Below are 24,197 nucleotides of genomic sequence, written 5' to 3'. Positions count from 1 at the left end.
TTCGGATTGCCGGGACCGGCATTGTCAGACCGCGAGAAAACCGCTCGTTTTCCTTGCGGAGCCAACTTCGGCACGGTCGGCAGAATTCGCCAACTATCGGCTTAGCCGATGCATTCAGAGCTTCTGGAAGCGGACGCTTTCTGATGCGGGATTGTGGCACCGTAAACTTGCCGAAAGCTATGGTAGTCTGCTGGTGTCACAACCGACCGGTTATGACACCAGCAGCGTTACGGACTAGAACGGCGAAACAGTAAACGTGTCGGCGTGATCAGTCGGGGATCAGTGCCCAACCACGCAGTTGCAAAGTCGCCATAGTCGTCAGCGCAGACACGTCAGTTTCGACACTCTTTCCTACCGTAGCGGGGTCGATCCCGTTTCCGATAAGAGCTTGGCTGCATACCCGAACGGATACACCCGCCTTTTTCAACGCCTCAATTAAGGCAAGGTTGGGGTTCGCAGCTACTCCCGTCTTTGTCGCATAGGCGCGATCTTCGGTAACGATGGGCGTCGCCGGACCGTGGACGATCACGACGACATCGCCTTGTTCTGGACGAACGCCATCGTTGCCCAGCAGGTTCAAAAAGCGGGCGACCTTCTCCAGCGATGGATTGATTTTATCCGGCGTTGCCGCGGCCTTGGTCACATTGAACAGCACGCGATAGCGCAACTTGCGATCGGGCCGTTCCGCAGCACCTTCGACGGGTGTGATCGCGCCATATCCCGGTATCACCGCCTGCCTAGGCACGCCGGCTGAAGCACTGACGCTGCTCATGAGTGACAAGCATCCTGCAAGAGCAATGATTGGCATACGCATCCGCTTTTTCCTTCTTCAGCCGAAATGATCAGCCAACTCTCGCAAAAACGGCCGCACCGATGTTTTGCGGTCGAACCACGGACGGCGTCTCGCGCGGTCGCACTGGGCGGGGGGCCGGGGCCGTTTGGGGAGCCGACAGATCGTCGGCTCCGAACATCGCCTCCAGGGTTCGCACACACAGTGCGGCTGCATCGTCGGCAAGACGGTAGTGAACCTGCTTCGCCTCACGCCTGGTCTTCACCAGATCGGCGCGCCGCAGCTCGGCAAGCTGCTGACTGAGCGCTGGTTGGGTCACGCCCGTGGCCGCCTCGATGTCCGCCACCTGCCGTTCGCCACCCAGCAGATAGGACAGGATCATAAGGCGCTGCGGCTGCGCGAACACGCGCAGCTTCTCGACTGCAACGTCGGCAAGCGCGCGGGACTGGTAGATCGCCATCACCGGTCAGCCTTCGTCTGGTGAAACCAGTCGGCGCCTGCGTTCCCCGGCAAAGCGGGAGGCAGGAGCACGTCGTCGCCCGGCTGCCAGTCAGCGGGCGTATAGGCCTCGCCATCGGCCGAACGCTGCAACGCCCTGACCGTGCGAAGCATCTCGTCGACCGAGCGCCCGACATTCATCGGATACCAGCTGAGTGCGCGGATAATGCCTTTGGGATCGATGAAGTAGGTTGCACGTACCGTTGAGGCATCGCCAGCCTGCTCGTCGAGCATGCCGTAGGCATACCCAACCGCCATCGACGGATCCTCGATCACCGGAAACGGCACCTCGACATCAAAAACGTCGTGGATCGCGCGAAGCCAGGCGACATGAGAGTAGAGGCTGTCGACCGACAGCCCCAACAATACGCAATCCAGCTCCTCGAATTGAGGGGCCGCTTTAGCCAAGGCCACAAACTCGCTCGTGCAAACCGGCGTGAAGTCAGCAGGGTGCGAGAAAAACACAATCCAGCGCCCACGATACTGATCGAGCGCAATCTCGCCCTGAGTGGTGCGGGCGGTGAAGTTCGGGGCTGCATCCCCGATGCGCAGCGAGCGCGGCATGTTCGCTTCCATCATTTCCATTCCTCCCAAATGGCACGAACACCCCGTTGACGCAATACGCTTACACAGCTACATAAACCATGAGTTTGTTTAAATGGAGATGGTCATGGACCCGGTTTTGAGCGAAGCCAACGCCCAGATCAGACGCGCAAAAGCGGCCGGATCGCCGGTCGTTCAGTCCTTCTTTGATGAGCCTACCAACACAGCGACCTACGTCGTTTGGGACGTGGCGACGAAAAAGGCTGCGATCGTCGACAGCGTCCTCGATTTTGACGCCGCGGCTGGCCGGACCAAAACCGCGTCGGCGGACGCAGTGATCGCTTACGTGCGGGATCAGGGACTGACGGTCGATTGGCTGCTGGAAACCCATGCTCATGCCGATCACCTGTCTGCGGCACCTTATCTTCAGCAGGCGCTTGGCGGGCAGCTCGCGATCGGTCGTGAGATCATCCGGGTTCAGAACGTGTTCGGCAAAATCTTCAACGCCGGCACCGATTTTGAGCGCAACGGTTCCGAGTTCGACCGGCTGTTCGAGGACGGCGACCGCTTTGCCATCGGCAACATCGACGCCATTGCGCTGCACGTGCCCGGCCATACGCCGGCGGACATGGCCTATGCGATTGGGGACGCGGTCTTCACCGGCGATACGCTCTTCATGCCCGATTACGGCACCGCGCGGGCAGACTTCCCTGGTGGCGACGCACGCCAGCTATTCCGCTCGATCCGCCGGCTCATGCAGCTGCCGGACGAGACGCGCCTGTTCCTCTGCCACGACTACAAGGCGGTGGGTCGCGACCAATATGTCTGGGAGACGACTGTAGGCGCACAGCGTGTCGGCAACGTGCATGTCCACGAAGGGGTCAGCGAAGACGACTTCGTCGCGATGCGGACCAGTCGCGACGCCACCTTGTCGATGCCGAAGCTCATCCTGCCCTCGATCCAGGTGAACATGCGCGGTGGTCATCTGCCGGAGCCGGAAGCCAACGGCACCCGCTACCTCAAAATTCCGCTGGATGCGCTGTGATGCCAGGCTTTCCCCATGCCATGCCGCTCGAAGGCTTCATCGGCGGGCTGATGATCGGTGTCGCCGCGGCGATCATGCTGCTGGGCAACGGGCGCATCGCCGGTGTCAGCGGCATGTTCGCAAGAGTTTTGGGTCTTACCGATGGAGGTCCACCATGGGCCCTCGCGCTGCTCTTTACCGCGGGTCTGCCCTTGGGCGCGGGTATTGCTGCGGCCAGTTTGGGCGTGAAAGCCAGCTTTCCGGCATCGCTTTCGCTGATTGCCGTCGCCGGTCTGGTCGTCGGTATCGGAACGCGGCTTGGGTCCGGGTGCACCAGTGGTCACGGCGTATGCGGCCTGTCCCGCCTGTCGCCCCGGTCCATCGCCGCGACCGTCACGTTCATGGCGACCGGCGTCGTCACGGTCACGATCATGCGTCTGTCCGGGGTGATACTGTGATGCGCCAGAACCTCATTTCACTCGCTAGCGGGACGCTGTTCGGCGCCGGCCTTGCCATCTCCGGAATGATCGATCCGGCGCGGGTGCGCGCGTTCCTCGATGTCACCGGCGCGTGGGACCCGACCTTGGCGTTCGTCATGGCAGGCGCGATCCTGCCGATGGCGATAGCCTGGTTCGTCGTGCGGCGTCGCTCGACCCCGATCGCGGCCGAACAATTCCACACGCCCGCCACCTCGCCGATCGACCGGCGCCTCATCGGCGGTGCGGCCTTGTTCGGCATAGGCTGGGGCATCGTCGGATTGTGCCCAGGTCCCGCCATTGCCGCACTGGCGATCCAGCCTCTGCCGGCACTGGTCTTCATCGCTGCAATGGCCCTCGGCGTTGCCGTCCACCGCTTTGCATTCACTTCCCGCCGTTCGGCCTGATCAGACAGGAGACATCACATGGCTTTCAAGCAGATCACCTCGTCCTTCTCTGCCGCCCCCCAGCTGACGCAAGACGACCTCGCCGCTGCCGCGAAGGCAGGATATCGCTCGATCATCTCAAGCCGCCCGGACGGCGAGGAGGCGGGCCAGCCAAGCGCGGAAGAAATGGCCCGAATGGCAGGCGACCACGGTCTCGCGTTTGCCCATGTCCCTATCGTACCGGGCAAGGCGACTGACGCCGATGCGGATCGCATGAAGGAGGCGCTAGCCACGCTGCCACAGCCGACGCTCGGCTTCTGCCGTAGCGGGACGCGCGCGGCGACCTTGTGGGCGTTGGCCGAGGCCGATCGCGCCGACCCGGCGACGATCGTCGACCAAGCAAAGGCAGCCGGGTACGACCTTGCCGATCTCACGCCTGCGCTGAAGCGCCGTTCCGAAAGGGCTGATCAATGACCTACGACATCGTCATCATCGGGGGCGGTGCCGCCGGCATCGCGACCGCTTCCAGCATTCTGAAGCGCAACGCCAAAGTGACGATCGCGGTCGTCGATCCGGCGACCGACCATTATTACCAGCCCGGCTGGACGATGGTGGGGGCCGGCGTCTTCACTCCCGAACAGACGCGCAAGGCCGAATCCGACATAATGCCAAAGGGCGTTAAGTGGGTACGGTTGCCCGCCGTTGCCATCGACCCCGACCGTAACACGGTCGAGCTCGAAGACGGTGACACATTGACCTATCGCGTTCTGGTCGTCGCGCCCGGGCTGCGCCTGGCGTGGGAGAAGATCGAAGGGCTGCCTGAGGCTCTCGGCCGCAACGGCGTCACCTCCAACTATCGCTACGATCTGGCACCCTACACCTACCAGCTCGTCAAGGAATTGCGGCAGGGGCGGGCGCTGTTCTCGCAGCCACCCATGCCGATCAAGTGCGCCGGCGCACCGCAGAAAGCGATGTATCTCTCCTGCGACATCTGGCGGGATAGCGGCGTTCTCCCAGCTATCGACGTCGAGTTCCATAATGCCGGCGCAGCCCTGTTCGGGGTCCCGACCTACGTCCCGGCGCTGATGGAATATGTCGAGAAGTACGGTATCGATCTCAGGCTTGAGTCCAACCTGGTCGCGGTCGACGCCGATCGCCGCGTCGCCACGTTCGAGCGCAAGCAGGACGGCGTCTCCGAGCGGATCGAACGTGAGTTCGATATGCTCCATGTCGTGCCACCTCAGGTGTCACATGCGGTCGTCGCAAATAGCCCGCTTGCGGCTGCGAGCGGCTTCGTCGAGGTCGACGAGACTACGCTGCGGCACAAGCGATTTGAAAACATCTTTGGCCTTGGCGATGCCGCTGGCACCAGCAACGCCAAGACCGCCGCTGCTGCTCGCGTCCAGGCGCCCGTGGTCGCAGTCAACGCGCTGGCCGCGCTCGACGGCAGACCCCCCGTTGCCGATTATAATGGTTACGGCTCATGCCCGCTCACGGTCGAACGCGGTAAGATCGTCCTCGCCGAGTTCGGCTATGGCGGAAAGCTGCTGCCCAGCTTCCCATCCTGGCTGCTGGACGGAACGCGTCCGACGCGCACCGCGTGGTTCCTGAAAGAGCGGATGCTGCCCCCGATCTACTGGCAGGGCATGCTGAAAGGCCGTGAGTGGATGGCCGCTCCACACGAGATCGGCAAGGCGGCATGATCCTCGAACCAATCCAGTATCTGCTTGGCGCCTTGTCCGGCAGCCTGGTCGGATTCACCCTCGGGCTCGTCGGTGGCGGTGGCTCGATCCTCGCCGTGCCGCTCATGGTGTATCTGGTGCGCGTTCCCGACGCGCACCTCGCCATCGGTACGAGCGCGTTTGCCGTGGCGGCCAATGCCGCGACCGGTCTGATCGGTCATGCCAAGGCTCATACCGTAAAATGGCGGTGCGGCGGCATGTATGCGACTGCCGGCGTCATCGGTGCGCTACTCGGATCCACCGCGGGCAAGGCCGTCGATGGCGGCAAGCTCCTCTTTCTATTCGCGCTCGTCATGATCGTCGTCGGCGTTGTGATGCTGCGCGGGCGGGGTGACGCTGGTAATCCCGGTGCAGAATGCAACCGGGAGAAGGCGCCCAAGGTGCTGGGTTATGGCCTCGGCACCGGACTGTTTTCAGGCTTCTTTGGCATCGGTGGTGGCTTCCTGATCGTTCCCGGACTGATTGGATCGACGGGCATGCCGATCCTCAACGCCGTCGGCACGTCGCTGATCGCCGTCACCGCGTTCGGGCTAACGACCGCTGCCAACTACGCGTTCTCCGGGCTTGTGGATTGGCCGCTCGCCTTCGCCTTCATCGGCGGTGGAGTTATCGGCGGGTTGATCGGCACGCGGATCGCTAAGCGTCTGGGCACGGGCAGTACGCTCACCACGGTTTTCGCAATGCTGATCTTCGTGGTCGCAGCCTATATGCTCTGGAAGAGCGCAGGCGCGTTTCTGTGATGGGCAGCGCAATTGCCATCGGGCCGCTGATGATGGCGGTCGATCGCGGATTGGCGGTTCTGTGCGTCGCCGTGTTCCTCGGTTTGACGGCGCTGGCGGGACGGTTCCGCTTCCCGCGAGTGTCGATGGTCGCGACCAGTGCTATTGTCGTCGGGCTGGTGACGGCCCGGATCGGCTATGTCGCGACGCATTGGGCGAGCTACGCCGATGCTCCACTTTCCATCCTAGCTATATGGCAGGGAGGCTTCTCGGCCGTCGCCGGCCTCGCCGGCGCTGCGGTAACGCTGGCGTTCCGGCTCGGCCGAACGCGCGCTCTGGCGATAGGCTGGGCAGCGCTTGCCGTAGCTGGCGGCCTCTGGTTCACGCTTCAGGCGCTGATCCCGCCCGTGACCTACGGCCCCTTTCCCTATCATCTCGCCCTAACGACGCCATCCGGCGCTCCGCTCCCGCTTGATCGTTTCCGGGGTCGTCCCTTCGTGGTCAATCTGTGGGCGACATGGTGCGGCCCATGCCGGCGCGAGCTGCCGATGCTCGATGCTGCTGCGTCGCGCCGTGGAGAGGTTCCGATTCTGCTCGCCGATCAGGGTGAGGCGCCGGCGACCGTTACCCAGTTCCTTACCCGCGAAGGCATCGGTGCCGGCAACGTCGCGCTTGATCCCGACCGTAGGCTTTCCCGAGCCTTCGAAGTCGCCGGCTATCCCGCAACCGCCTTCGTCGCCGCGAATGGCACGATCGTGCAGCTTCAGCTCGGAGAGTTGTCGCGCGCCGCGCTCGCCGATGGAATTGATAAGGCAAGGAAACACCGATGAACCGCCGCAACCTTCTCTTTCGCGGCGCTCTAGCCGCGCTTGCTTTCGCCGTGCCGATGACACCTGCGGTCGGGCAGCAGCAGCCTGATTTGTCGCGCAAGGCAGTCGTCGACGATCCCGTAGCCCCCAAGCGGGCCGGCACCGCCTATGACGTCACCGTTGTCGAGTTCTTCGACTACAACTGCCCCTATTGCCGTCGCATGGAGCCGGTGCTGAACGCGCTGCTTCGCTCCGACCCGAAGGTCCGGATCGTGTATCGGGATTGGCCAATATTCGGACCCGCCTCCCGTGAGGCGTCCCGGGCGGCCGTCGCGAGCCAGTGGCAGGGCAGGCATGCCGCCTTCCATGGAGCGCTGCTTGCCTCGCCGGCGCGGCTCGACAGCGCCGGTATCAGGGCAGCTGCTGTGAAAGCCAAGGTGGATTGGCCGCGTCTGCAACGTGACCTGAAGACGCGTGGCGCGGAAATCGATGCGCTGCTCGCACGCACCAATGCGATTGCCGAAGCGATCGGGTTCAATGGGACGCCGGCGCTGATCGTCGGCTCGCAGGTCGTGGCCGGCGCGGTCGATCTGCCGGCGCTCCGCCGCCTCGTCGCCACGGCGCGCAGCAAGCCCGGAGGGCGTTGAGCGTGCCGGGGCCACTCAGTCGGAGGCAGGCGGTCGGGCTCGGCGCTGTAGTCGTGGGGGGCTGGGCGGTCGGACAGGTGCTGCGGCGCACCGCCCCGATTGGGCGTGACGTTGGTCCGACCGCCGACCTGATCCTGACAGGCGGCAGTTCGCCTGAGCACGGTCCTGCCGACGCGACGTTGCGGCTTGCCGTTTTCACCGATTATCGTTGCCCGGCCTGCCGTCACGCCTTCCCCGCGTTGGAAGAGGCCGTGCGACGCGATGGCAAAATTAGGGTCATCTACAAGGATTGGCCGATCTTCGGTCCACCGTCTGAACGTGCCGCGAGCGTTGCGCTCAGCTGTGCCGAACAGGGCATCTACCCGGTCGTCCATCGCCAGCTGATGGCCGACAACCGTACGATTGACGACGACATGCTGCGGGACGTCGTAATCGGCGCTGGCGGTGACTGGCTGAGCGCAACGACGTGGCTTGCTTCGCATGCACAGGCTGTCGCGGCGCGCCTGCGTGCGAACGGCCAAGAGGCCTATTCGATCGGCTTGGCCGGCACCCCGGGCTTTCTTGCCGGACGCATGCTGGTGATGGGCGCGATCGATCCGGGTGATTTCGAGCGGTTGTTCGCGCGGGCGCGGGCAGAAAGCTAACAGAGCGAGAGGATGAAAACATGATCGAGTATAAGCACGATGGTATGACCGTTGCGTCGCTCCATGATGAGCGCACTGGTAGCTTCCAATATGTTGTCGTCGACGACACTACGAAGACGGCTGCGATCATCGATCCAGTTCTGGATTTTGACCCGCGCGCTGGTGCGACCGCGACCCGAAACGCGGATCTTATCCTCGACTATGTGCGCGAAAAGGGGCTAACCGTCGAATGGGTGCTCGACACCCACCCACACGCCGATCATTTTTCAGCCGTTCCGTACCTCACCGGCAAGACCGGTGGCAAAACCGCGATCGGCAACAAGGTCGTGGAAGTGCAAAAGCTGTGGCGGGACATCTACTGCCTGCCCGATCTCGCCGTCGACGGCAGCCAGTGGGACCGGTTGTTTGCGGATGGCGAGCGTTTCCGGATCGGCACGCTCGATGCTCATGTCATGCTGTCGCCGGGCCATACGCTTGCCTCGATCACTTATGTCGTCGGTGACGCCGCGTTCGTTCACGATACGCTGATGGTTCCCGATAGTGGCACAAGCCGAGCGGACTTCCCGGGTGGTGATGCTCATTCGCTGTGGTGCTCGATCCGCGCCATCCTCGATCTGCCACCCGAAACCGCAACCTATGTTGGGCATGACTATGGCAAGGATGGCAGGGACGTACTTGGTCGCTCGACCGTCGCCGATCAGCGTCGCGACAACATCCATGTTCACGATGGCATCGACGAAGCCGAGTTCGTCGCGACCCGCGAGAAACGCGACGCATCGCTCCCACTACCCGACCTGATGCTCGCCGCGCTTCAGGTGAACATACGTGGCGGCCGGCTGCCGGATGCGGACAAGTGTGGGACGGCGTTTCTCAAGGTGCCTCTGAACCGGTTTGGACCTGGTGCTTCATAGCTCAGTCCGCGCTAGGGCAGCTGCTGTTTCAAGTGTCAGAACCGAACGGTTATGACCCTCGGAGGGAGGGCGGCGGTATTCGACCATGCCGGCTCGGAAAGCTGCCCGGGCGCTAACCACCGCTTTTTGCCGTCCGTAAGCCAACGGATCAGCATTGCGCGTCGGTCGCACCGAATGTGGTTTCTGTCTCACGGAGCGTGCGTTCCCCGCATCGATCCGTCTCACGCAATGCGAGCCGAAAACCGCCCTATATTGCAGTTCCGGGCGATCATCATTGCGAGCCGCTACAGCTAGAGTTTGTCTGGCGGCCACGCGCTGGCGGAGCTCCGCATCGGCCTCCTCCGTCCAGCGCCGCCCCTTTCCCGTTGTCACCTAAGGTCTCAAGGATGCCGGTGCCCGGTGTCGCGTGGGCGTGTTCGCCATGGTCATGACCGGCGCTCACTGATCCGTATCTTCTGTATCCGCGTCGGAGCGGGCATCATGCAGGATCTCCAGGCCGCCTTTCACCGCGATGGCGGCGACAGCAACGCCAACGACGAGGTCCGGCCAGTTCTGCCCAGTCCAAAGGACGATCACGCCGGCTAGGATGATGCCGCCGTTAGATACGAAGTCGTTGAGGCTGAAGGTCGTGGCCGCTCGCATATTCACGTCGGGCTCGCGCAACCGCTTCAGCAGCCACAAACAGACCCCGTTCACGAGCGCCGCGACGATCGCCATCCCGATCATCGTGGGGCCGAGCGGTTCGCTTCCCGAAAAGTAGCGCCGCCCGGCATCAAACAGCACACCAGCGGCGAAGAGCAGCAGCAAGACGCCCGATGTCAGCGCTGCCCCTCGTTTCCAGGCCTGTGAGCGCGAAAGGGCGAGCAAGCTGATGATATAAACGAGTCCATCAGAGGCGTTGTCGAGGCCGTTCGCGATCAGAGCGCTAGAATCCGCGGCTATGCCGGTCACGCCGAAGCCTACCGCCAGCCCCAGATTGAGCAGCAGGACTATCCAGAGCGTCCGGCGCTTTTCGGCCGTGGCGAGATCAAAGCTTTCCTCGCTCATGCCGGGATCTCCTCACCAGTAGGCGCGGCCTGCTGATCGTTGTTCGAGGTCGGCAGCATGCGGCTGCCGAAACGGGCATAAAGCGTTGGAAGCACAAACAACGTAAGCAGCGTTGCAGAAATCAGGCCACCGATGACGACGGTTGCGAGAGGTTTCTGCACTTCCGCTCCAGCACCGTGCCCCAGCGCCATCGGCACGAAGCCCAGTGAAGCCACAAGAGCAGTCATTGCGACAGGCCGAAGACGGGCTAGTGCGCCCTGATGCGCCGCAAGTGCCCGATCCATGCCTTGCCGCATCAGGTCGTGGATCGACGACACCATGACCAAGCCGTTGAGAACGGCAATTCCCGACAAGGCGATGAAGCCAACTGCTGCAGAGATGGAGAACGGCATACCGCGCAGCACGAGCGCCAGGACCCCTCCTACCAGCGCTAGCGGAACGCCGGTGAACACGATCAGTGCGTCCCGAACGGAACCGAGCGCCCCGTAGAGCAGGAACATGATGACGACGAAGCAGATCGGCACCACGATTGCCAAGCGATCACGTGCAGAGGCGAGGTTTTCGAACTGGCCGCCCCATTCCAGGTAACTCCCTGCTGGCAGCTTAACCTGGCTGTCGATCGCTGCGCGGGCATCGGCAACGACACCAGCGACGTCACGGTCGCGCACGTTCGCCTGCACCACGACGCGCCGCTTGCCGTTCTCGCGGCTGATCTGGTTTGGCCCATCGACAACGGCGATATCGGCCACGGTCGAGAGCGGTACGAAGCCGCCGGCGGCAGTCGGCACCGGCACCTGGGCGACGGCCGTGAGGTCAGACCGTGCGCTTTCTGCCATTCGGATCACGACCGGGAAGCGACGATCCCCCTCGAAGATGATGCCCGCCTGCCTTCCGCCGATTGCTGCGGCGACCGTGTCCTGCACGTCGCCAGCGGTCACCCCGACACGCGACATTGCGGTTCGGTTCGGCCGGATATCAAGCATCGGCAGTCCTTCAGTCTGCTCGACCCGCACGTCTGCGGCGCCCCTCGTGCGGCGCAGGATACCCGCGATCCGATCTGCGGTGGCATTCATCTCGCCGAAGTCGTCGCCGAACACTTTGATGGCGATGTCGCCGCGGACACCTGCGATCAGCTCGTTGAAGCGCATCTGGATCGGCTGAGTGATCTCGTAGGCGTTGCCAGGAAGGGTCGAAAGACGCTTTTCGAAGCGCTCTATCAGCTCCTCTCTCGTGAGATCCGGCTCTGGCCATTCCTTCTTCGGCTTCAGGATAACGAACGTATCCGTGGCGTTCGCCGGCATCGGGTCAGATGCGATCTCAGACGTGCCGGTACGCGAAAAGGCGAAACGAACTTCGGGTGCCTTCGCGAGAGCCTTTTCCACCTGGAACTGCATGGCCTGACTCTGGTCGACCGACGTACCGGGAATACGTACAGCCTGCACGAGGATATTACCTTCGTCGAGCTGGGGCAGGAACTCCTGCCCCAAAGTCGTAAAGGCAGCCGCCGCGAGTGCCAGAGCCCCCACCGCGACACCCATGGTCAACGTCGGGCGCCGCATCGCTGCATCGAGGCCCGGTTCGTAGCGCTGCCGGAGGAACATCACGGCCCGGCTTTCCTTCTCCTCCACACGCTTGCTCAGCCAAATGGCGATCGCTGCGGGCACGAAGGTTAGCGAGAGGATAAAGGCGAACACGAGCGCGATGATGACGGTGAGTGCCATTGGCTCGAACATCTTGCCCTCGACACCGGTGAAGGTGAGCAAGGGCGCATAGACGAGGATGATGATCGCTTGACCGTAAACGGACGGACGGATCATTTCACGAGCCGAGGCCGCCACCAGTTCAAGCCGCTGCGCCAATGTCAGAACGCCGTCACGGCCATGCTGCGCTTCCGCGAGACGCCGCAATGCATTCTCGACGATGATGACGGCACCATCGACGATCAGGCCAAAATCGAGCGCGCCCAGGCTCATCAGATTTGCCGAAACGCCGGCCTCCAACATGCCGATGCTGGTGAGCAGCATCGTGATCGGGATGACGAATGCCGCGATCAGCGCCGCCCGGAAATTTCCTAGCAGTGCGAACAACACGACGATGACCAGCACCGCGCCTTCGGCGAGGTTGCGAGCAACCGTAGAGATGGTGGAGTTCACCAGCTCGGTCCGGTTCATGACGGGCTTCACAACCACATCGACCGGCAGCGATCTGCCGATTTCCGTCAGGCGTTCCGCCACCCCGGTTGAGACAGTGCGGCTATTCTCGCCGATCCGCATAACTGCAGTCCCGACCACCACCTCGCGACCATTCTCGGACGCCGAACCCATGCGGAGAGCCTGACCGGTCCGAATGGTCGCGATCTGGTTGAGCAGGATCGGCACACCTTCCCGGGTGACGATGACGGTGCGGGCAAGCTCATCGGCATTGCGCACGCGCCCATCGGAACGCACCGCCAATCCTTCGCCATTACGATTGACGACGCCGGCACCGGCGCTGGTGTTGTTGCGCTCCAGTGCCGTTGTGAGGTCCTGGAATGTAAGGCGCATCGCCGCCATGCGCTGCACATCGGGAACAACGAGGTATTCCTTGGTATAGCCGCCAAGAGAGTCGACCCCGGCCAGCCCCTCAGTGCTCTTGAGCTGGGGCGTAACAATCCAGTCCTGTACGGTACGTAGGTAGGTCGCCTTGTCCGCGTCGCTGACGAGGTGATCGCCCTCGGGTGTGATGTAGCTTCCATCGCGTTGCAGACCGGGCTCACCGTTGCGATGATGAACCTGATCCAGCTCACGGTATTCGACGGTCCACATGAAGATGTCGCCGAGCCCGGTCGCGATCGGACCCATTTCGGGATTCACGCCCTCGGGAAGATCCTCTTCCGCAGTCCGCAGCCGCTCCGCGACCTGTTGCCGGGCGAAGTAGATGTCGGTCTTTTCGGTGAAGACGGCTGTGACCTGGGCGAAGCCGTTGCGGCTGAGCGAACGGGTATATTCGAGGCCAGGAATGCCGGCGAGCGCGGTCTCGACTGTGAACGCCACCTGCTTCTCGATCTGGTCAGGGGATAGGGCAGGGGCGACGACGTTGATCTGCACCTGGTTGTTGGTGATGTCGGGAACGGCGTCGATCGGGAGCTGGCGCAAAGCGCCGATCCCGAGCAGAGCCGCAGCGACTGTGAGAAGCAGGACAAGCCAGCGCTTCTCGACGGAGAGGGTGACGATGCGACCGATCATGGCTCAGTCCTCGTCCCCGCCTTCGCCCTTGCCGAGTTCGGCCTTGAGCGTGAAGCTGTTGGTGGAGGCGATCCGCTCCGAGCCGGTGAGCCCGGACGTGACGACGACCTGACCACCGTTGGTGCGTCCCAATGTCACCGGCGTTGCCCGGAAGCCCGTAGAAGTGCGCACGAAGACGAACGACTTGTCCTCGATCATCTGAACCGCGGCCGAGGGCACGGCGACGGTGCGGTCTCCGTTGGCCGGCACCAAGATCGAGACGTTGACCGTCTCGCCAACCCGCCAGGTACTCCCGGCATTGTCGAGCGTGACAATCACCGGAACCAGTCGGGTCGTCTCGTCCAGGACAGGGGAGACGAAGGTGACGCGCCCTTCTTGGCGACGACCCACTGCTGTCACTTCGACACGCGCACCGGGCTTTACGCGGCCTGCATCACTCGGCACCAGCGAAGTCGCAACCGTCACCTTCGACAGGTTGGCGACCCGGAAAAGCTCAGCGTCGGCCGCAACCATCTGCCCGAGCGTGGCCGAGCGCGCGATCACCTGACCGGCGATCGGCGAGCGCACTGCAATGCGGTTGAGCGCACCGCCTCCGCTGCCAGTCGCGGACAATTGCTGCTGCGCCAGGCGAAGCGCGATGCTGGCTTCCGTGGCGGCGGTCCGCGCTGCAACGAGATCCTGTTCCGGTGACACGCGCTCGGCGAACAGCCGCTGCTCGCGACGAAGATTCGATTGCGCGAGGGCGGAGCGCGCGCGAGCGGCCTCTACCTCCGCTTTGAGCGACGCCGCTTCGCGGCTTTCGATAATGGCGAGCGGATCGCCGCGACCAACGGATTGTCCAAGATTGCGGGTCAGCGATACGAGACGACCGCCCACTGATGCCGACACGACCTGTACGCCCTGCGGATCACCCTCGATCGTTGCCGACAGCTCGATCGCACCGGCGACGCCACCTACCGTGGGTCGCGTAACCTCGATCCCAGCGTCGGCGATCTGCGGCGCGGATAGTGTGACGACGTCCTTCGGACCTTCCTTTGCCTCGCCGGCCTCGGCACCTTCCGTCTTTTCAGCTCCGGCCTTTTCGCCGGCTTCACCGCTGCTGCCGGCTCCACCGCATCCGGCAAGGATGAGAGCTAGGGTCACGGGCGTCAGCGCCCGCATGATGATCTTTGTCATTGAACGTTTTCCTCAGACGAGGGCGCGGCGGCTACGAGCCGTTCCAGGCGTGCTTTTGCGTCGTGATAAGTGGCGAGCGCGTCGATCGCGGCGGTGCGCGTCTCAGACAGGGTTCGTTCGGCATCGAGCAAGTCGAGCTGGCCGAATTTTCCCTCTCGGTAGCCGATCCGGGCAATGCGAGCGGCCTCGGCTGCCGCTGCCAGTACCGGACCGCTCGCATTGCGTGCGGAGGTAGCGGCATTCGCGACCTCCTCCTGCGCGTTTGCAATGTCCTGCGCCGCGTCCAACTCGGCAGAACGCCGTAGGGCCTGCGCCTGATCGCTTTGTGCACGCGCTTGGGCGATAGCTGCCCGACCGTTGTTGAAGACAGGAAAGGGGATGGAGACCCCGAAAACTGCGGCAACGTCATTGGTCGCCTCGAGCCGTCGCGCGCTCGCACTCAACGTCACGTCTGGAACCCGCTGCGAGCGAGCAAGCCGAACCTGTGCCTCTGCCGTCGTAGCGTCAGCACGGGCGGCGGCTAGCGCCAGCGTGCCGGCGGGTTCGATCGGCCTCGCAGGCCCGAAACCCTCGACACGATCATACCATACGAGGTCCAAGGACGCGGTCACGGGCTGGCCGATCCGCCGCGCAAGATTATCTCGCGCGACCTCGGAAAGCCGTTGGGCTCGCTCTACGGCCGTCTCTGCGTTGATGCGCAGCACATCGGCACGCTGCTGTTCGAGCGGTGATGCACGCCCCGCCTGCACGCGAACACCGGCTGCGCGTAGCGCCTCCCGAGCGATGCCGGCTTGTTCGCGAGCTGTAACGAGGCGGCGTTCGGCCGACGCTGCCTGGATGTAGAGCTGGGTAACGGCGAGCCGGAGATCGGCCTCTGCCAACACCGTTCCGATGCGCGCCCGATTGCCGATCGCGTCTGCGACGGCGATCCGTGCGGATCGCTTGCCCCCAAGCTCGATCGGGAGCGACAAGCCGGCTGTCGTTTCTGCACTGCGGAGGCCTCGATATTGCCCGCTTCCTGCGACGTTCTCGGTTTCAGCAACGATCGACGGGTTGGGGCGGTAGCCGGCGACGGTACGCCCCGCCTCGGCCGCTCGCACCCCTGCCGTGGCCGCTTCAAGGCTAGGCGCAGTTGCGCCGGCGAGCGCCAACGCCCGTTCGAGCGTGAGCGGGGGACTGGTCGATGCCGGCTCGGATGATTGCGCGTGCGCGATCGATGTGCACGACGCCACGGCCAGTAAGGCCGCGATAATACGGGACATGGTGACGAACTCCTGGCGAACCTGGGATACCGCACGCGATCGGTGCGGCGGATTAGGCGGTCGTCAGGCTTGGGGCGGTCTCAATGCTGGGTCCGAAGGCACCGGCGCCATCGGATCATGGTTCCAAGACCCATGGGCCATAGGCAGCCCATCTACGGAGGCGACGAGACCAGCCTCAAACGGCACACCGACGTGATGGCCGTGACAGCCACCATGATGGTGCGGGTAGGACTTGTCAGCATCGGCCGGCACTTGGTCCCCGTCACTAGCGCTATGCTCAAGCGCGCTGGCGGCAATGGAATCAACGCATCTCACACCTTCGGTCGCATGCGCGACTGATCCCAGCCCAAGCGACAGCATGAGCATCAGACCAAGGACCAAGGCAGCAAGCCGATGCATCGGCCTTCGGCGTAGCAGCTTAACCATTCCCATGTATCGGCTGCCTGTAATCCGAAGAAGCAGATGTCGGCCCGGATCGCAGCTCGGCGCGTGCCTGACGCATAATCTGAAAGCCGCCCGACAGCCCCAGCGCTGCGATCAGCACGGCGACCACAAGATCAGGCCACGCGCTGTTGAGGCCGAAGACGCCCCCCGCAGCCAGTACCACAGCGATGTTGCCAATCGCGTCGTTACGCGAACATATCCAGACCGAACGCATGTTCGCGTCGCCGCTGCGAAAGCGATACAGCATGACCGCGACCAAGGCGTTCGCGACCAGTGCAGCAACTCCTACGATACCCATAACCTCGGCATGGGGTACAGTGCCGTGGAGCGCACCCCAACCCGCCGCGAGCAGGACATAGAGCCCTAGCAGGGCAAGCGTCGCTCCTTTCAGCATCGCTGCGCGCGCGCGCCAGGCTATCGCCATCCCGGCAACACCAAGGCTGATCGCGTAATTGGCGGCGTCACCGAAGAAGTCGAGCGCATCGGCCTGGAGTGCTTTCGATCCGCCCGTAATCCCAGCGACGATTTCGACCCCAAACATGCCGCCGTTGATGGCGAGCGCGATCCATAAGGCGCGCCGCCACTTAGGGTCGTTTAGGGTGCCCGCCTTGTCGGACGCGCAGCTCGTGCAGGCCATATTTGCCACCTCGGTAGAATCGATCTGGCAACCTATATGCACCCTCTAGTCGGTAGAGGGTCAAGCGCTGTGTCTGAGAAGTTGACGATTGGGAAGCTGGCCTCGGCGACAGGCACCAAGGTCGAGACGATCCGCTACTACGAACAAATCGGCTTGCTGCCGACACCAGCGCGGTCCGCAGGCAATTACCGAACTTACGAGGACGAGCATCTGCGGCGATTGTCCTTCATCCGTCGAGCGCGCGATCTCGGCTTCTCGATCGATCAGGTCCGGGAGCTGATGGGGCTCGCCGATCGTCGCGAACAATCCTGCATGGCTGTGGACGTCATCGCCAATCGGCATCGAGATGCGATTACACGGAAGATCGCCGACCTGACGGCCCTCGCGGGCGAACTGGACGCACTGATCGACTCCTGTAGCCGCAACACCGTGGCCGACTGCAGAATCATCGAAGCCCTCGGCCCGAGCGCAAATACCCGTTCGCAGTGAGCGCTCCGGCACCCAAGACTGCACCGCTGGAGCCTGATGCGCTAAACGGTTGATCTAGCCTGTTCCCTTTACGTTCCGTCGCACGTTACAAGGACGCGAAGGGAATCATAATGCTGCCACTCATGCAGCCGGTCCCGCTCGCCGACGTACCGAGGGGGACCGTTCTCCGCATCGTTGGCGCAGCAGGAGCCGGCTTTCCAAGCCCCGCCCAGGATTGGGAGGATGACGCGATAAGCCTGATCGAGCTGCTTCGGCTCGATCGGGCGGCGAGTTTCGTGTTCCGGATCAGCGGCAGCAGCATGCTGGAGGCCGGTATCCACGATAACGACGTGGTGGTGGTCGATCGCGACATGCGTCCTGCAGAAGGCCACATCGTCATCGCCATCGTCGATGGCGGGTTCGTCTGCCGCCAGCTCGTCCACCGGCGCGGCGCAGCGTTCCTCGAAGCGCGCAACAGCCAGCAACGCTATGAGGCGACCCCGGCAGACGGGGTCGAGATATGGGGCGTCGTGCGGACCGGCGTCCGCGACTACCGGCGCTAGACGATGTCGTGGGCCATCGTCGACGTCGCCAACTTCTATGTCAGCGCGGAGCGGCTGTTCGATCCGAGCCTGCAAAGTGTGCCGGTCATCGTCCTGTCCAACAACGACGGGTGCGCCGTCGCCCGCAGCGAGGAAGCAAAGGCGCTCCACGTCCGGATGAAGGTCAGCCAGTGCGGGGAGGCATAGCCCTTCGTCATGGAGGCGACCCACAAGGTCAGCACGTTGATGCCGCGATAGGGAACGCCGGTTGAGCGCAGCGGGATATTGGGCGCGGTGCTGCCGTTCCACGATTTCGACCAAGGCCGGGTGCCCGCCTCGATCATGGCAATCATCTGGTCGGTGATCTCCTGATAGATGTCAGCCCGGTTGTCGGTGATCCGTCCCATGATTTCTTCCTTTCCTTTGAGGCTGAAGCCGGTCGCAACAGCAACCGGCTCTGCCTTTCCGGCGAGGAACGGGATGGGGAGGGAGGGCGAGAATCTTGCCCCTGGCGCGGGCGAGCCGCCTAGCGCGGCCGACACCCACAAGGTGTCGGGTGCCGCGGTTGGCGGATTACACGGGGAGCATGATTGTCGTTCGGGAACGAAAGGGCAGCCGCCCTTGGTGTTCCCTCGCGCCCGCGGGCCTCTGGGGGAGGGCTGCGGCGCCAGCAATCCAACGCTGCGCACGCGCGTCCGCTGGTGTGCCACGTGGCACAGCCTCTACTCGATTGCGCGCGCCTACATATGGCCTCAGAAAGCGCTCGGCTTCAGCGCATCATCAATCTGTGGCGATTTAGGTTGCCGATTGGAGGTAACCACCCTCATGGTCTGAAGAGTTCGGAAGTGGCGGCGTGGCGCTGATCACGCTGCATCGGCGTAACGCTATTGGTGGGTAAAGTGGGTTTTGGGGTAGAAGCAAGGAGGCGCGCGGAGGCGGTGGCGGAAGACGTCCGTACGGGGAATTGGCGGCTGTTCTCCCCTACGTTGGATGACAAAGGTCTCGTCTACGCTGAACTGGTGCGGATCGCTTCTCGTCCTCCCGAGGACGCGCTCTCTGGGCTAACGGACATGCTCGCGCGAACGGAGCGGCACACCTCCAACGGACTGCGGATTGAGGCAGCCGTCCTTGTTCTGCGCGATCTGATCTCGCTGGGTTGGCAGGCACTCGCAAACGGCGGTTGGCTTTACGTCCGACCTGGTGGTCCGGGTCTTCTCTCTAAGGACAGGGCCCGTCAACAACTCGAGTTCGGCCGCAACGATCAACTCGGGGAAGCATCCAACCGTAAGTTCATCATATCCATGGAGCGGCCCGGCCGGACTTCCGGCGTACGTCCCGTCACCGACCTAATTGCAGATGGACGCACGCTGTTCGCTGACCTTGAGGTCGCGGCGGCAGCGCAGGAAGAGGATCGCTATGACGCGCTCGAGGGTGCCTGCCGCCCGTACGCCGTCGAGATGCTCGCGGGCTCGCACAATGAAGGACGCATTGCTCAAGCGGCCGTCCGTGGCGTCGCATGCCGCGGCGATCGCATCCGCAAGCGCGGTCTTTCCGGAGCCCCGCGCGCCAATGATGGCAACCAAACCGGGATTGAGCGCGAGCTTCGGCGTCTGCGCCCATTCCGCGCCGGTCAATTCTACCTCCGCGATGACGCGGGCGGGCGTCGCCCGAAACGGGGGGTGAGGCCCGACATACGCCCGACCGGCGGGATCGATATAAGCTTGACGTAGAGCATCGAATTCGAGCGCGCCTTTGATCCATGAGTAGCGATCGCCATTGGGCTTGGCGACGGTCGCTAAGTCATGCGCATCGCTGCCGTGCAGGCAGGGTTTGCAACCGTCATAACGTTCGCGAAGCACGTCCTCTCCGACGCCGCTTTTCCGGCCAAGCCAGAAATCCCGCTGCGCTGGGCTGCTGGCAAAGATGACGTGCGCGAACTTCTCGATCTCTTGCCGCAGAGTGGCGTCATTGGCGTCGCGAATGCCCGACGTGCCGTCGGTTTCGGCGCCAGCCACAGCGATCAGGATGTTCTCTTTTGCCCAATCGCTCCTGCCGTACTCCTCGCGCAATTTTCCAAAGCTGACCTTAAACTGAGAGGCGCCATGGCGGAACGCGGCGCGCTCATCGGTCAACTCCGGCTTGGACTTCCGCCCTAGCTTTGCGAGATCCTCTCGCGTGCAGGCGAAGTTGTCGCGGAAGGCTTCAAATCTCAGTCGGCTCAGAAAACGCTCCACCTCCGAGACATGCTTCGGATCGTCCGGACAGACGAGAAGGTGGATGTTGGTCCATCGTTCCTTCACCGTGGCGACATCGAGCCGAAGCTCCACATTGGGGAAGACGAGCGCGACCTCTGGGAGGCGGCCGTTTTCCATCTTCTCCCGCAAAACGTTCTGATAGGTATCGGTGCAATAATAGTCGGTCACCGCGATGGCCCGGATGACGGGTGTCGCTTGTTCTAGGCTGGTGAGGTAGTTGCCCCAGGTGTTCGGGCCTTTGAACTGGTTGTTGAACAAGGTGCCGGGCGCATGAATGTGCGGCTCCCAACGATGCCATTCTGAACCGCGATTGCTCATACGCACCCCTAATTGTCTTACTTCTGGTTGTCTTGAGGAGCCGCGTTCGTCGCGCCCGGCGGCTGATCGGCTGGGAAGTCGACGCCGGAGACGAACAGCTTCACCATGTTTCCTTCGACGAAGATGCTGTCGGCATCATTGGTGATGAAGCCGGTGCCCGCATCCCGGCTTCCCCTGATCCGCCCATGCGCTGTGTCGAAGGAAATGGACTCGCAGATCACGTAACCGTAGCGAACGAAGTCTGAGCCGTAGAGGCCGTCCGCGCCCTTCGGGTAGCTCGCAAACTTCACCACGTTATATTCGGGCTTCAAGAGGCTGACGAAGGCCTTTTCGGCGTCAGCGACGATACGCTTTTGGTCATAGGCGCCGCTGAAATCCTCGTTCTCGAACTTATGCTCCGGCTCGAAGGTCGTCATGATCAACGGCTGGACGTTGAACAGGAACAGATAGATTTCGTCTGTCACCCGCGCGCCAGGATAGCGTTGAGGCTCGTTGCCGAGAATCTCCATGCGGGCCTTGTGGCCGTTGCTGATGAGGCGGTCGAAGCTGTCTCCAACCTTGGCGATGCCGACATAGAGCAAATCGTAGGTGGCGGCCTCACTGTGCCGGTCGAAACGCTCGATGCCGGCGCGTCCGCGCGACCGATCCCAGATCAGCTTCTCCGTTGTGAACCATTCCAGCACGTTTGAGCCGGGTTCGCCGATTGGCCCGTCCCACACCCGTATGAGCTTTTCGCCGCCCTCGACCCAGAAGGATTCCGCTTCCGACTCCTGGACGGTGGGCAGGTTGCGGATGTGGATTTCGACGGGGTCGCGGAAGCTATCCCCGACGGCGAAGTCAAAGGTTGCAATATAGGTGGCGGGGTCGATGACCAGGTTCAGATACTTCGCCTCGGCTCGACCGCCGATCATGTAGAAATCGCTCTGTCTGAGGAGCGCCTCCACCTCCGTGTCATTCTGAAGCCAGATGGCCTCCTGATTGGAAATAGGCGGATATACCGTTTCCAGGAGAGTGACCTTAGATTTTGTGCTGGTGGCGCTGGCGTTCATGATCAACGGCAATAGTCGAGACGACGTAAAAGTCCCAGCCCCAGTCTTCCCATAGGACCGCTACGAACCTGAACCAATGGCGGGCCCTGATACCCTCTTGATGGCCCCGAAACGTCGAGAATGTCAGCGGCATTGAATGAAGGGTTCAATGAGCTTGGAGTGGCCGGTGTCGGCGTAAGCAGACGCTCTTGCACCGCACGGAAACGACGTGAGTTGGTCGAGTGATGCCGATGGCTCGCGGGACAACATCACCGTTCGCGAGCTAACCGTTGAATGTCAGCTTATCCAGAAAGCTTCCGTTTCCTAGTAGAGGGCCGCAGGGCACCGTCGCGCCATCGTTGCGCTTACGGGATGACGTTGATGGAAGATTGCCGCAATAGTAGCGGTCGAAGCCACCGGCACATTCGCCAGCTTCAAGGAAAGGGCTCCATGGGGCAGATCACGCAGTTCTTTCAACCGCCGCTCTACTGGCAGCAGTTCGAGGATTTGACTCAGGCGGTCGTCGAGATCGTTTATGGAACGTCACACGCCGACAAGATAGGCCGACCCGGCCAATCGCAGGACGGCGTCGATGTTCATGCGGGCCGCTCGCGCGCTGGTGCGCTCGGTGTCCAGTGCAAACGAATGGACAACCTCGACGAGAACAACTTGCCGCTGCCGGGCGGCGCGATCACCCGCAAAATTCTGATCGAAGAGATCACGAAGGCCAAGACCTTCCAGCCACAGCTCGACGTCTGGATTCTCGCGACGACGGCAAAGCGGGATGCCCGCATCCAAGAGACCGCGCGTAGGATCGACCGTCAGCATGCCAAGCAAAAGCTGTTCGAGGTAAAGCTCTGGTTCTGGGACGACTATGTCGCCTTCCTCAACAGCTATTCGGATCTTCAGGCGGGCTATTACGATCAGATCATCCGCCTGCGCAGCCCACTTGACCAGGATCGCCTCATTCTCGAAACAATCGCGACCGCCTTTGATCGGCCGGCATTCACCGACCCTCTCAACGTCGAGCAGGTCGATGATATGCTCGAAGCGCTTGCTGATACGAGGGCAGCCTTGAAGACAGGACAACTCGTCGATCGACGGTCGCGGCATGTCATTCGCAAGGCCGTGGGCGGTTGGCGCTATCTCGAGGACAAGGATTGGCAGGCGCGAATGCAGGGCATCGACGAACGCCTGACCCAGGTTCGCACAGCGCTGGTCCTGGGCTTAAAGGATGGCCGACTTAGTCGGTCAGGAAGTTTCCTTACGGTGCAGGATCCGGTTCTTCGGCGTGAACTCGAGCAGGGACGCATGGACTGCCTCCTCCAGCTCAACGAACTTTTGGTACTTGCCGCGCTGCCAACCATATGATGGCGGGGCAACGCACACCGTCCGATGCCGAGCTCGACGTGGTAGTCACTGACCTGCAGCGTTCGATACAGGAGTGGGCAACCCGTCATGAACTGTGGTTCGACTGCGGCTTCCAGTCCTATGCCGAACGGGTCGACGGAGAGCCTGGGGAGACCCCCGTCGTCACGATCCTGCACTTCGACGGCGACTTCGGACGCGCGCTCGATGGCGACTTCCAGGGTCTCGACATTGAGTTCTTCGATCTTCTCGAGCGACAGGGCTTCTGGTATGAGCGCAACGACAGTGCCAGCGCCCATATATATCCAGAGGACAACAGCGCGTTATTCCAGCCGTTCCTCGACCGCGAGAACTGGCAGTGGGTGTGCGGACTGGTCCAGCAGGACTTCGCAGACGTTTACGAAGAGCTGTATTCGTACTTCGCGAAACGCCCGGAGGATCTCCACCGCCTCACCTGGCGCGAATTCGAGACGCTACTATTCCGGATCTTCCAGGCTCAAGGGTTCACCTGCGAGCTAGGCCCAGGTTCGAACGACGGAGGCATAGATGTCCGCGTGCTCCAGCGGGATCCACTGGGCGACATACTGACGCTGGTCCAGGCCAAGCGCTACGCCCCTAGGAACAAGATCGACCTATCGGCAGTCGCGGCGCTCCATGGCGTCGCTGACGTCGAAGCGGCCCAGAAGAGCATGTTCGTCACCACCTCCGACTACCTTCCCTCGGCACGGAAGTTCGCCGGCCGGACCCGCATCCCCATGACGCTTACGACCTCTGCCGATGTCAGTGACTGGTGCCAGGACGCCAGCGACGGGATTATCCGCGACAAGTCGAAGCTGGTCACGCCCGAAGCGGTCTCTTCGCTGCTTCAAGGCCTCACTTCAAAGGATCCCCGTATCGTCCACGCAAGCACAGGCTACTCTGTCATCATGAACCAGTTCGCGATCGTCCTTAAGGAGACGAAGCACGCAGCGCTGTTGATGGCCATCCCTGCGCGGACCATCTCGGACGATGGTTACGGGCAGAGGGGCAGCGAGGTGCCCGAGATCGGCCCCGCGTGCCTCGATCGTCTGACAGCGGATACCGTCTTCCGCGCGAAGCGGTCCGTCCGCAACGGCAAGGTAATCTACTGGGACGGCCGGAACCTATATTCGGCATGGAATGGCGCACCCGCGCTCTTCGATTTTTGCGATTAGCCAGCGAATGACTGGTTCCGGCGCGAGCCGACCTTCATCATAGCGC

25 protein-coding genes and 2 pseudogenes are annotated in these 24,197 nt (G+C 62.7%); 16 read left to right on the top strand and 11 right to left on the bottom strand.

The genetic code is table 11. The features are described from left to right. Positions 1-268 precede the first annotated feature (268 nt). The 3 genes from QMG56_RS14560 to QMG56_RS14550 form a co-directional block, all read right to left on the bottom strand. Entirely contained in the window at positions 269-772 is a 504-nt protein-coding gene (locus QMG56_RS14560) for a DsrE family protein (protein WP_008830444.1), read from the bottom strand. A 70-nt stretch (positions 773-842) separates the two neighbouring features. Then, entirely contained in the window at positions 843-1,250 is a 408-nt protein-coding gene (locus QMG56_RS14555; protein ID WP_008830445.1) for a metalloregulator ArsR/SmtB family transcription factor, read from the bottom strand. After that, complete coding sequence (locus QMG56_RS14550; RefSeq protein ID WP_037519507.1) at positions 1,250-1,873, bottom strand: peroxiredoxin; 624 nt, start codon at positions 1,871-1,873, stop codon at positions 1,250-1,252. Before QMG56_RS14550 ends, QMG56_RS14555 begins: the two co-directional genes overlap by 1 nt. Positions 1,874-1,958: 85 nt before the next feature. Between QMG56_RS14550 and QMG56_RS14545 the strand changes: the two genes are divergently transcribed. Genes QMG56_RS14545 through QMG56_RS14500 form a run of 10 tightly spaced genes read left to right on the top strand, consistent with a single transcriptional unit; the run spans position 1,959 to position 9,189 of the window. Continuing rightward, positions 1,959-2,876, top strand: coding sequence for an MBL fold metallo-hydrolase (locus tag QMG56_RS14545; RefSeq protein WP_037519521.1), 918 nt, complete (start codon positions 1,959-1,961; stop codon positions 2,874-2,876). After that, complete coding sequence (locus QMG56_RS14540; protein WP_008830448.1) at positions 2,876-3,313, top strand: YeeE/YedE family protein; 438 nt, start codon at positions 2,876-2,878, stop codon at positions 3,311-3,313. The genes QMG56_RS14545 and QMG56_RS14540 overlap by 1 nt, the downstream gene beginning before the upstream one ends. Continuing rightward, positions 3,313-3,738, top strand: a complete 426-nt coding sequence (locus QMG56_RS14535) for a DUF6691 family protein (RefSeq protein WP_008830449.1) — start codon at positions 3,313-3,315, stop codon at positions 3,736-3,738. The genes QMG56_RS14540 and QMG56_RS14535 overlap by 1 nt, the downstream gene beginning before the upstream one ends. 18 nt (positions 3,739-3,756) lie before the next feature. After that, positions 3,757-4,191 carry a TIGR01244 family sulfur transferase gene (locus tag QMG56_RS14530; protein ID WP_046406874.1) on the top strand — a complete coding sequence of 145 codons (435 nt, stop codon included), beginning with the start codon at positions 3,757-3,759 and terminating at the stop codon, positions 4,189-4,191. Continuing rightward, the gene (locus tag QMG56_RS14525; protein ID WP_008830451.1) at positions 4,188-5,420 is read left to right on the top strand and encodes an FAD/NAD(P)-binding oxidoreductase; all 1,233 of its coding nucleotides are present in this window, start codon (positions 4,188-4,190) and stop codon (positions 5,418-5,420) included. Before QMG56_RS14530 ends, QMG56_RS14525 begins: the two co-directional genes overlap by 4 nt. Next, entirely contained in the window at positions 5,417-6,199 is a 783-nt protein-coding gene (locus QMG56_RS14520; RefSeq protein WP_008830452.1) for a sulfite exporter TauE/SafE family protein, read from the top strand. The genes QMG56_RS14525 and QMG56_RS14520 overlap by 4 nt, the downstream gene beginning before the upstream one ends. Continuing rightward, on the top strand, positions 6,199-7,008 hold the full coding sequence (locus QMG56_RS14515) for a TlpA disulfide reductase family protein (RefSeq protein WP_008830453.1): 810 nt from the start codon (positions 6,199-6,201) through the stop codon (positions 7,006-7,008). The genes QMG56_RS14520 and QMG56_RS14515 overlap by 1 nt, the downstream gene beginning before the upstream one ends. Next, a complete protein-coding gene (locus QMG56_RS14510; protein ID WP_008830454.1) occupies positions 7,005-7,634 on the top strand; it encodes a DsbA family protein in 630 nt (209 codons plus the stop codon). The genes QMG56_RS14515 and QMG56_RS14510 overlap by 4 nt, the downstream gene beginning before the upstream one ends. A 2-nt stretch (positions 7,635-7,636) precedes the next feature. Continuing rightward, entirely contained in the window at positions 7,637-8,278 is a 642-nt protein-coding gene (locus tag QMG56_RS14505) for a DsbA family protein (RefSeq protein WP_037519512.1), read from the top strand. A gap of 20 nt (positions 8,279-8,298) precedes the next feature. Continuing rightward, positions 8,299-9,189, top strand: a complete 891-nt coding sequence (locus QMG56_RS14500) for an MBL fold metallo-hydrolase (RefSeq protein WP_008830456.1) — start codon at positions 8,299-8,301, stop codon at positions 9,187-9,189. A gap of 438 nt (positions 9,190-9,627) precedes the next feature. Here the strand turns inward: QMG56_RS14500 and QMG56_RS14495 are convergent, their stop codons facing one another. From QMG56_RS14495 to QMG56_RS14480, 4 genes are read right to left on the bottom strand one after another with little or no spacing between them, the layout of a single operon-like run. Next, positions 9,628-10,236 (bottom strand): cation diffusion facilitator family transporter, encoded by a 609-nt coding sequence (locus QMG56_RS14495; RefSeq protein WP_145147222.1) that lies wholly within the window; start codon positions 10,234-10,236, stop codon positions 9,628-9,630. Then, on the bottom strand, positions 10,233-13,460 hold the full coding sequence (locus tag QMG56_RS14490; protein ID WP_281823011.1) for an efflux RND transporter permease subunit: 3,228 nt from the start codon (positions 13,458-13,460) through the stop codon (positions 10,233-10,235). The genes QMG56_RS14495 and QMG56_RS14490 overlap by 4 nt, the downstream gene beginning before the upstream one ends. Positions 13,461-13,463: 3 nt before the next feature. Beyond that, positions 13,464-14,636 (bottom strand): efflux RND transporter periplasmic adaptor subunit, encoded by a 1,173-nt coding sequence (locus QMG56_RS14485; protein ID WP_281823010.1) that lies wholly within the window; start codon positions 14,634-14,636, stop codon positions 13,464-13,466. Further along, positions 14,633-15,898: a TolC family protein gene (locus QMG56_RS14480; protein ID WP_281823009.1), complete on the bottom strand. Its 1,266-nt coding sequence runs from the start codon at positions 15,896-15,898 to the stop codon at positions 14,633-14,635. The genes QMG56_RS14485 and QMG56_RS14480 overlap by 4 nt, the downstream gene beginning before the upstream one ends. Positions 15,899-16,030: 132 nt before the next feature. Between QMG56_RS14480 and QMG56_RS14475 the strand changes: the two genes are divergently transcribed. Further along, on the top strand, positions 16,031-16,237 hold the full coding sequence (locus QMG56_RS14475) for a hypothetical protein (RefSeq protein ID WP_281823008.1): 207 nt from the start codon (positions 16,031-16,033) through the stop codon (positions 16,235-16,237). A 79-nt stretch (positions 16,238-16,316) separates the two neighbouring features. On the opposite strand, the gene QMG56_RS14470 is transcribed toward QMG56_RS14475, so the two are convergent. Beyond that, entirely contained in the window at positions 16,317-16,979 is a 663-nt protein-coding gene (locus QMG56_RS14470) for a cation transporter (protein WP_281823007.1), read from the bottom strand. Between the two features lie 69 nt (positions 16,980-17,048). Here QMG56_RS14470 and QMG56_RS14465 point away from each other — a divergent pair, with 69 nt between their 5' ends. From QMG56_RS14465 to QMG56_RS14455, 3 genes and pseudogenes are all read left to right on the top strand, one after another. Beyond that, positions 17,049-17,468 carry a helix-turn-helix domain-containing protein gene (locus QMG56_RS14465; protein ID WP_281823006.1) on the top strand — a complete coding sequence of 140 codons (420 nt, stop codon included), beginning with the start codon at positions 17,049-17,051 and terminating at the stop codon, positions 17,466-17,468. Positions 17,469-17,575: 107 nt separating this feature from the next. After that, a complete protein-coding gene (locus tag QMG56_RS14460) occupies positions 17,576-18,010 on the top strand; it encodes a LexA family transcriptional regulator (protein WP_126720318.1) in 435 nt (144 codons plus the stop codon). A 3-nt stretch (positions 18,011-18,013) separates the two neighbouring features. Then, positions 18,014-18,175 (top strand): annotated as a pseudogene (locus tag QMG56_RS14455) (type VI secretion protein ImpB); the annotation flags it as partial. Between the two features lie 53 nt (positions 18,176-18,228). Here the strand turns inward: QMG56_RS14455 and QMG56_RS14450 are convergent. The 3 genes and pseudogenes from QMG56_RS14450 to QMG56_RS14440 form a co-directional block, all read right to left on the bottom strand. Continuing rightward, positions 18,229-18,333, bottom strand: a pseudogene (locus QMG56_RS14450) (ArdC-like ssDNA-binding domain-containing protein); the annotation flags it as partial. A 1,002-nt stretch (positions 18,334-19,335) separates the two neighbouring features. After that, positions 19,336-20,502 (bottom strand): hypothetical protein, encoded by a 1,167-nt coding sequence (locus QMG56_RS14445; RefSeq protein WP_281823005.1) that lies wholly within the window; start codon positions 20,500-20,502, stop codon positions 19,336-19,338. A 77-nt stretch (positions 20,503-20,579) separates the two neighbouring features. After that, a complete protein-coding gene (locus tag QMG56_RS14440) occupies positions 20,580-21,611 on the bottom strand; it encodes a hypothetical protein (RefSeq protein WP_281823004.1) in 1,032 nt (343 codons plus the stop codon). 429 nt (positions 21,612-22,040) lie between these two features. Between QMG56_RS14440 and QMG56_RS14435 the strand changes: the two genes are divergently transcribed. Together QMG56_RS14435 and QMG56_RS14430 are read left to right on the top strand one after the other, a co-directional pair. Beyond that, positions 22,041-22,961, top strand: coding sequence for a hypothetical protein (locus QMG56_RS14435; protein WP_281823003.1), 921 nt, complete (start codon positions 22,041-22,043; stop codon positions 22,959-22,961). After that, positions 22,958-24,151, top strand: a complete 1,194-nt coding sequence (locus QMG56_RS14430) for a restriction endonuclease (protein ID WP_281823002.1) — start codon at positions 22,958-22,960, stop codon at positions 24,149-24,151. Before QMG56_RS14435 ends, QMG56_RS14430 begins: the two co-directional genes overlap by 4 nt. The last annotated feature ends 46 nt before the right edge of the window (positions 24,152-24,197 follow it).

Source organism: Sphingobium sp. BS19 (assembly GCF_027925545.1).
Classification (GTDB): domain Bacteria; phylum Pseudomonadota; class Alphaproteobacteria; order Sphingomonadales; family Sphingomonadaceae; genus Sphingobium.
The sequence above is the reverse complement of the archived record's forward strand: the minus strand, read 5'-3'. Positions and strand labels throughout refer to the sequence as shown.

Bases quoted from the DNA above. Each gene is read 5' to 3' on its own strand.
- QMG56_RS14560 (WP_008830444.1), bottom strand. From the start codon at position 772: ATGAGCAGCGTCAGTGCTTCAGCCGGCGTGCCTAGGCAGGCGGTGATA.
- QMG56_RS14555 (WP_008830445.1), bottom strand. From the start codon at position 1,250: ATGGCGATCTACCAGTCCCGCGCGCTTGCCGACGTTGCAGTCGAGAAG.
- QMG56_RS14550 (WP_037519507.1), bottom strand. From the start codon at position 1,873: ATGGAAATGATGGAAGCGAACATGCCGCGCTCGCTGCGCATCGGGGAT.
- QMG56_RS14545 (WP_037519521.1), top strand. From the start codon at position 1,959: ATGGACCCGGTTTTGAGCGAAGCCAACGCCCAGATCAGACGCGCAAAA.
- QMG56_RS14540 (WP_008830448.1), top strand. From the start codon at position 2,876: ATGCCAGGCTTTCCCCATGCCATGCCGCTCGAAGGCTTCATCGGCGGG.
- QMG56_RS14535 (WP_008830449.1), top strand. From the start codon at position 3,313: ATGCGCCAGAACCTCATTTCACTCGCTAGCGGGACGCTGTTCGGCGCC.
- QMG56_RS14530 (WP_046406874.1), top strand. From the start codon at position 3,757: ATGGCTTTCAAGCAGATCACCTCGTCCTTCTCTGCCGCCCCCCAGCTG.
- QMG56_RS14525 (WP_008830451.1), top strand. From the start codon at position 4,188: ATGACCTACGACATCGTCATCATCGGGGGCGGTGCCGCCGGCATCGCG.
- QMG56_RS14520 (WP_008830452.1), top strand. From the start codon at position 5,417: ATGATCCTCGAACCAATCCAGTATCTGCTTGGCGCCTTGTCCGGCAGC.
- QMG56_RS14515 (WP_008830453.1), top strand. From the start codon at position 6,199: ATGGGCAGCGCAATTGCCATCGGGCCGCTGATGATGGCGGTCGATCGC.
- QMG56_RS14510 (WP_008830454.1), top strand. From the start codon at position 7,005: ATGAACCGCCGCAACCTTCTCTTTCGCGGCGCTCTAGCCGCGCTTGCT.
- QMG56_RS14500 (WP_008830456.1), top strand. From the start codon at position 8,299: ATGATCGAGTATAAGCACGATGGTATGACCGTTGCGTCGCTCCATGAT.
- QMG56_RS14495 (WP_145147222.1), bottom strand. From the start codon at position 10,236: ATGAGCGAGGAAAGCTTTGATCTCGCCACGGCCGAAAAGCGCCGGACG.
- QMG56_RS14490 (WP_281823011.1), bottom strand. From the start codon at position 13,460: ATGATCGGTCGCATCGTCACCCTCTCCGTCGAGAAGCGCTGGCTTGTC.
- QMG56_RS14485 (WP_281823010.1), bottom strand. From the start codon at position 14,636: ATGACAAAGATCATCATGCGGGCGCTGACGCCCGTGACCCTAGCTCTC.
- QMG56_RS14480 (WP_281823009.1), bottom strand. From the start codon at position 15,898: ATGTCCCGTATTATCGCGGCCTTACTGGCCGTGGCGTCGTGCACATCG.
- QMG56_RS14475 (WP_281823008.1), top strand. From the start codon at position 16,031: ATGGGCCATAGGCAGCCCATCTACGGAGGCGACGAGACCAGCCTCAAA.
- QMG56_RS14470 (WP_281823007.1), bottom strand. From the start codon at position 16,979: ATGGCCTGCACGAGCTGCGCGTCCGACAAGGCGGGCACCCTAAACGAC.
- QMG56_RS14440 (WP_281823004.1), bottom strand. From the start codon at position 21,611: ATGAACGCCAGCGCCACCAGCACAAAATCTAAGGTCACTCTCCTGGAA.
- QMG56_RS14435 (WP_281823003.1), top strand. From the start codon at position 22,041: ATGGGGCAGATCACGCAGTTCTTTCAACCGCCGCTCTACTGGCAGCAG.
- QMG56_RS14430 (WP_281823002.1), top strand. From the start codon at position 22,958: ATGATGGCGGGGCAACGCACACCGTCCGATGCCGAGCTCGACGTGGTA.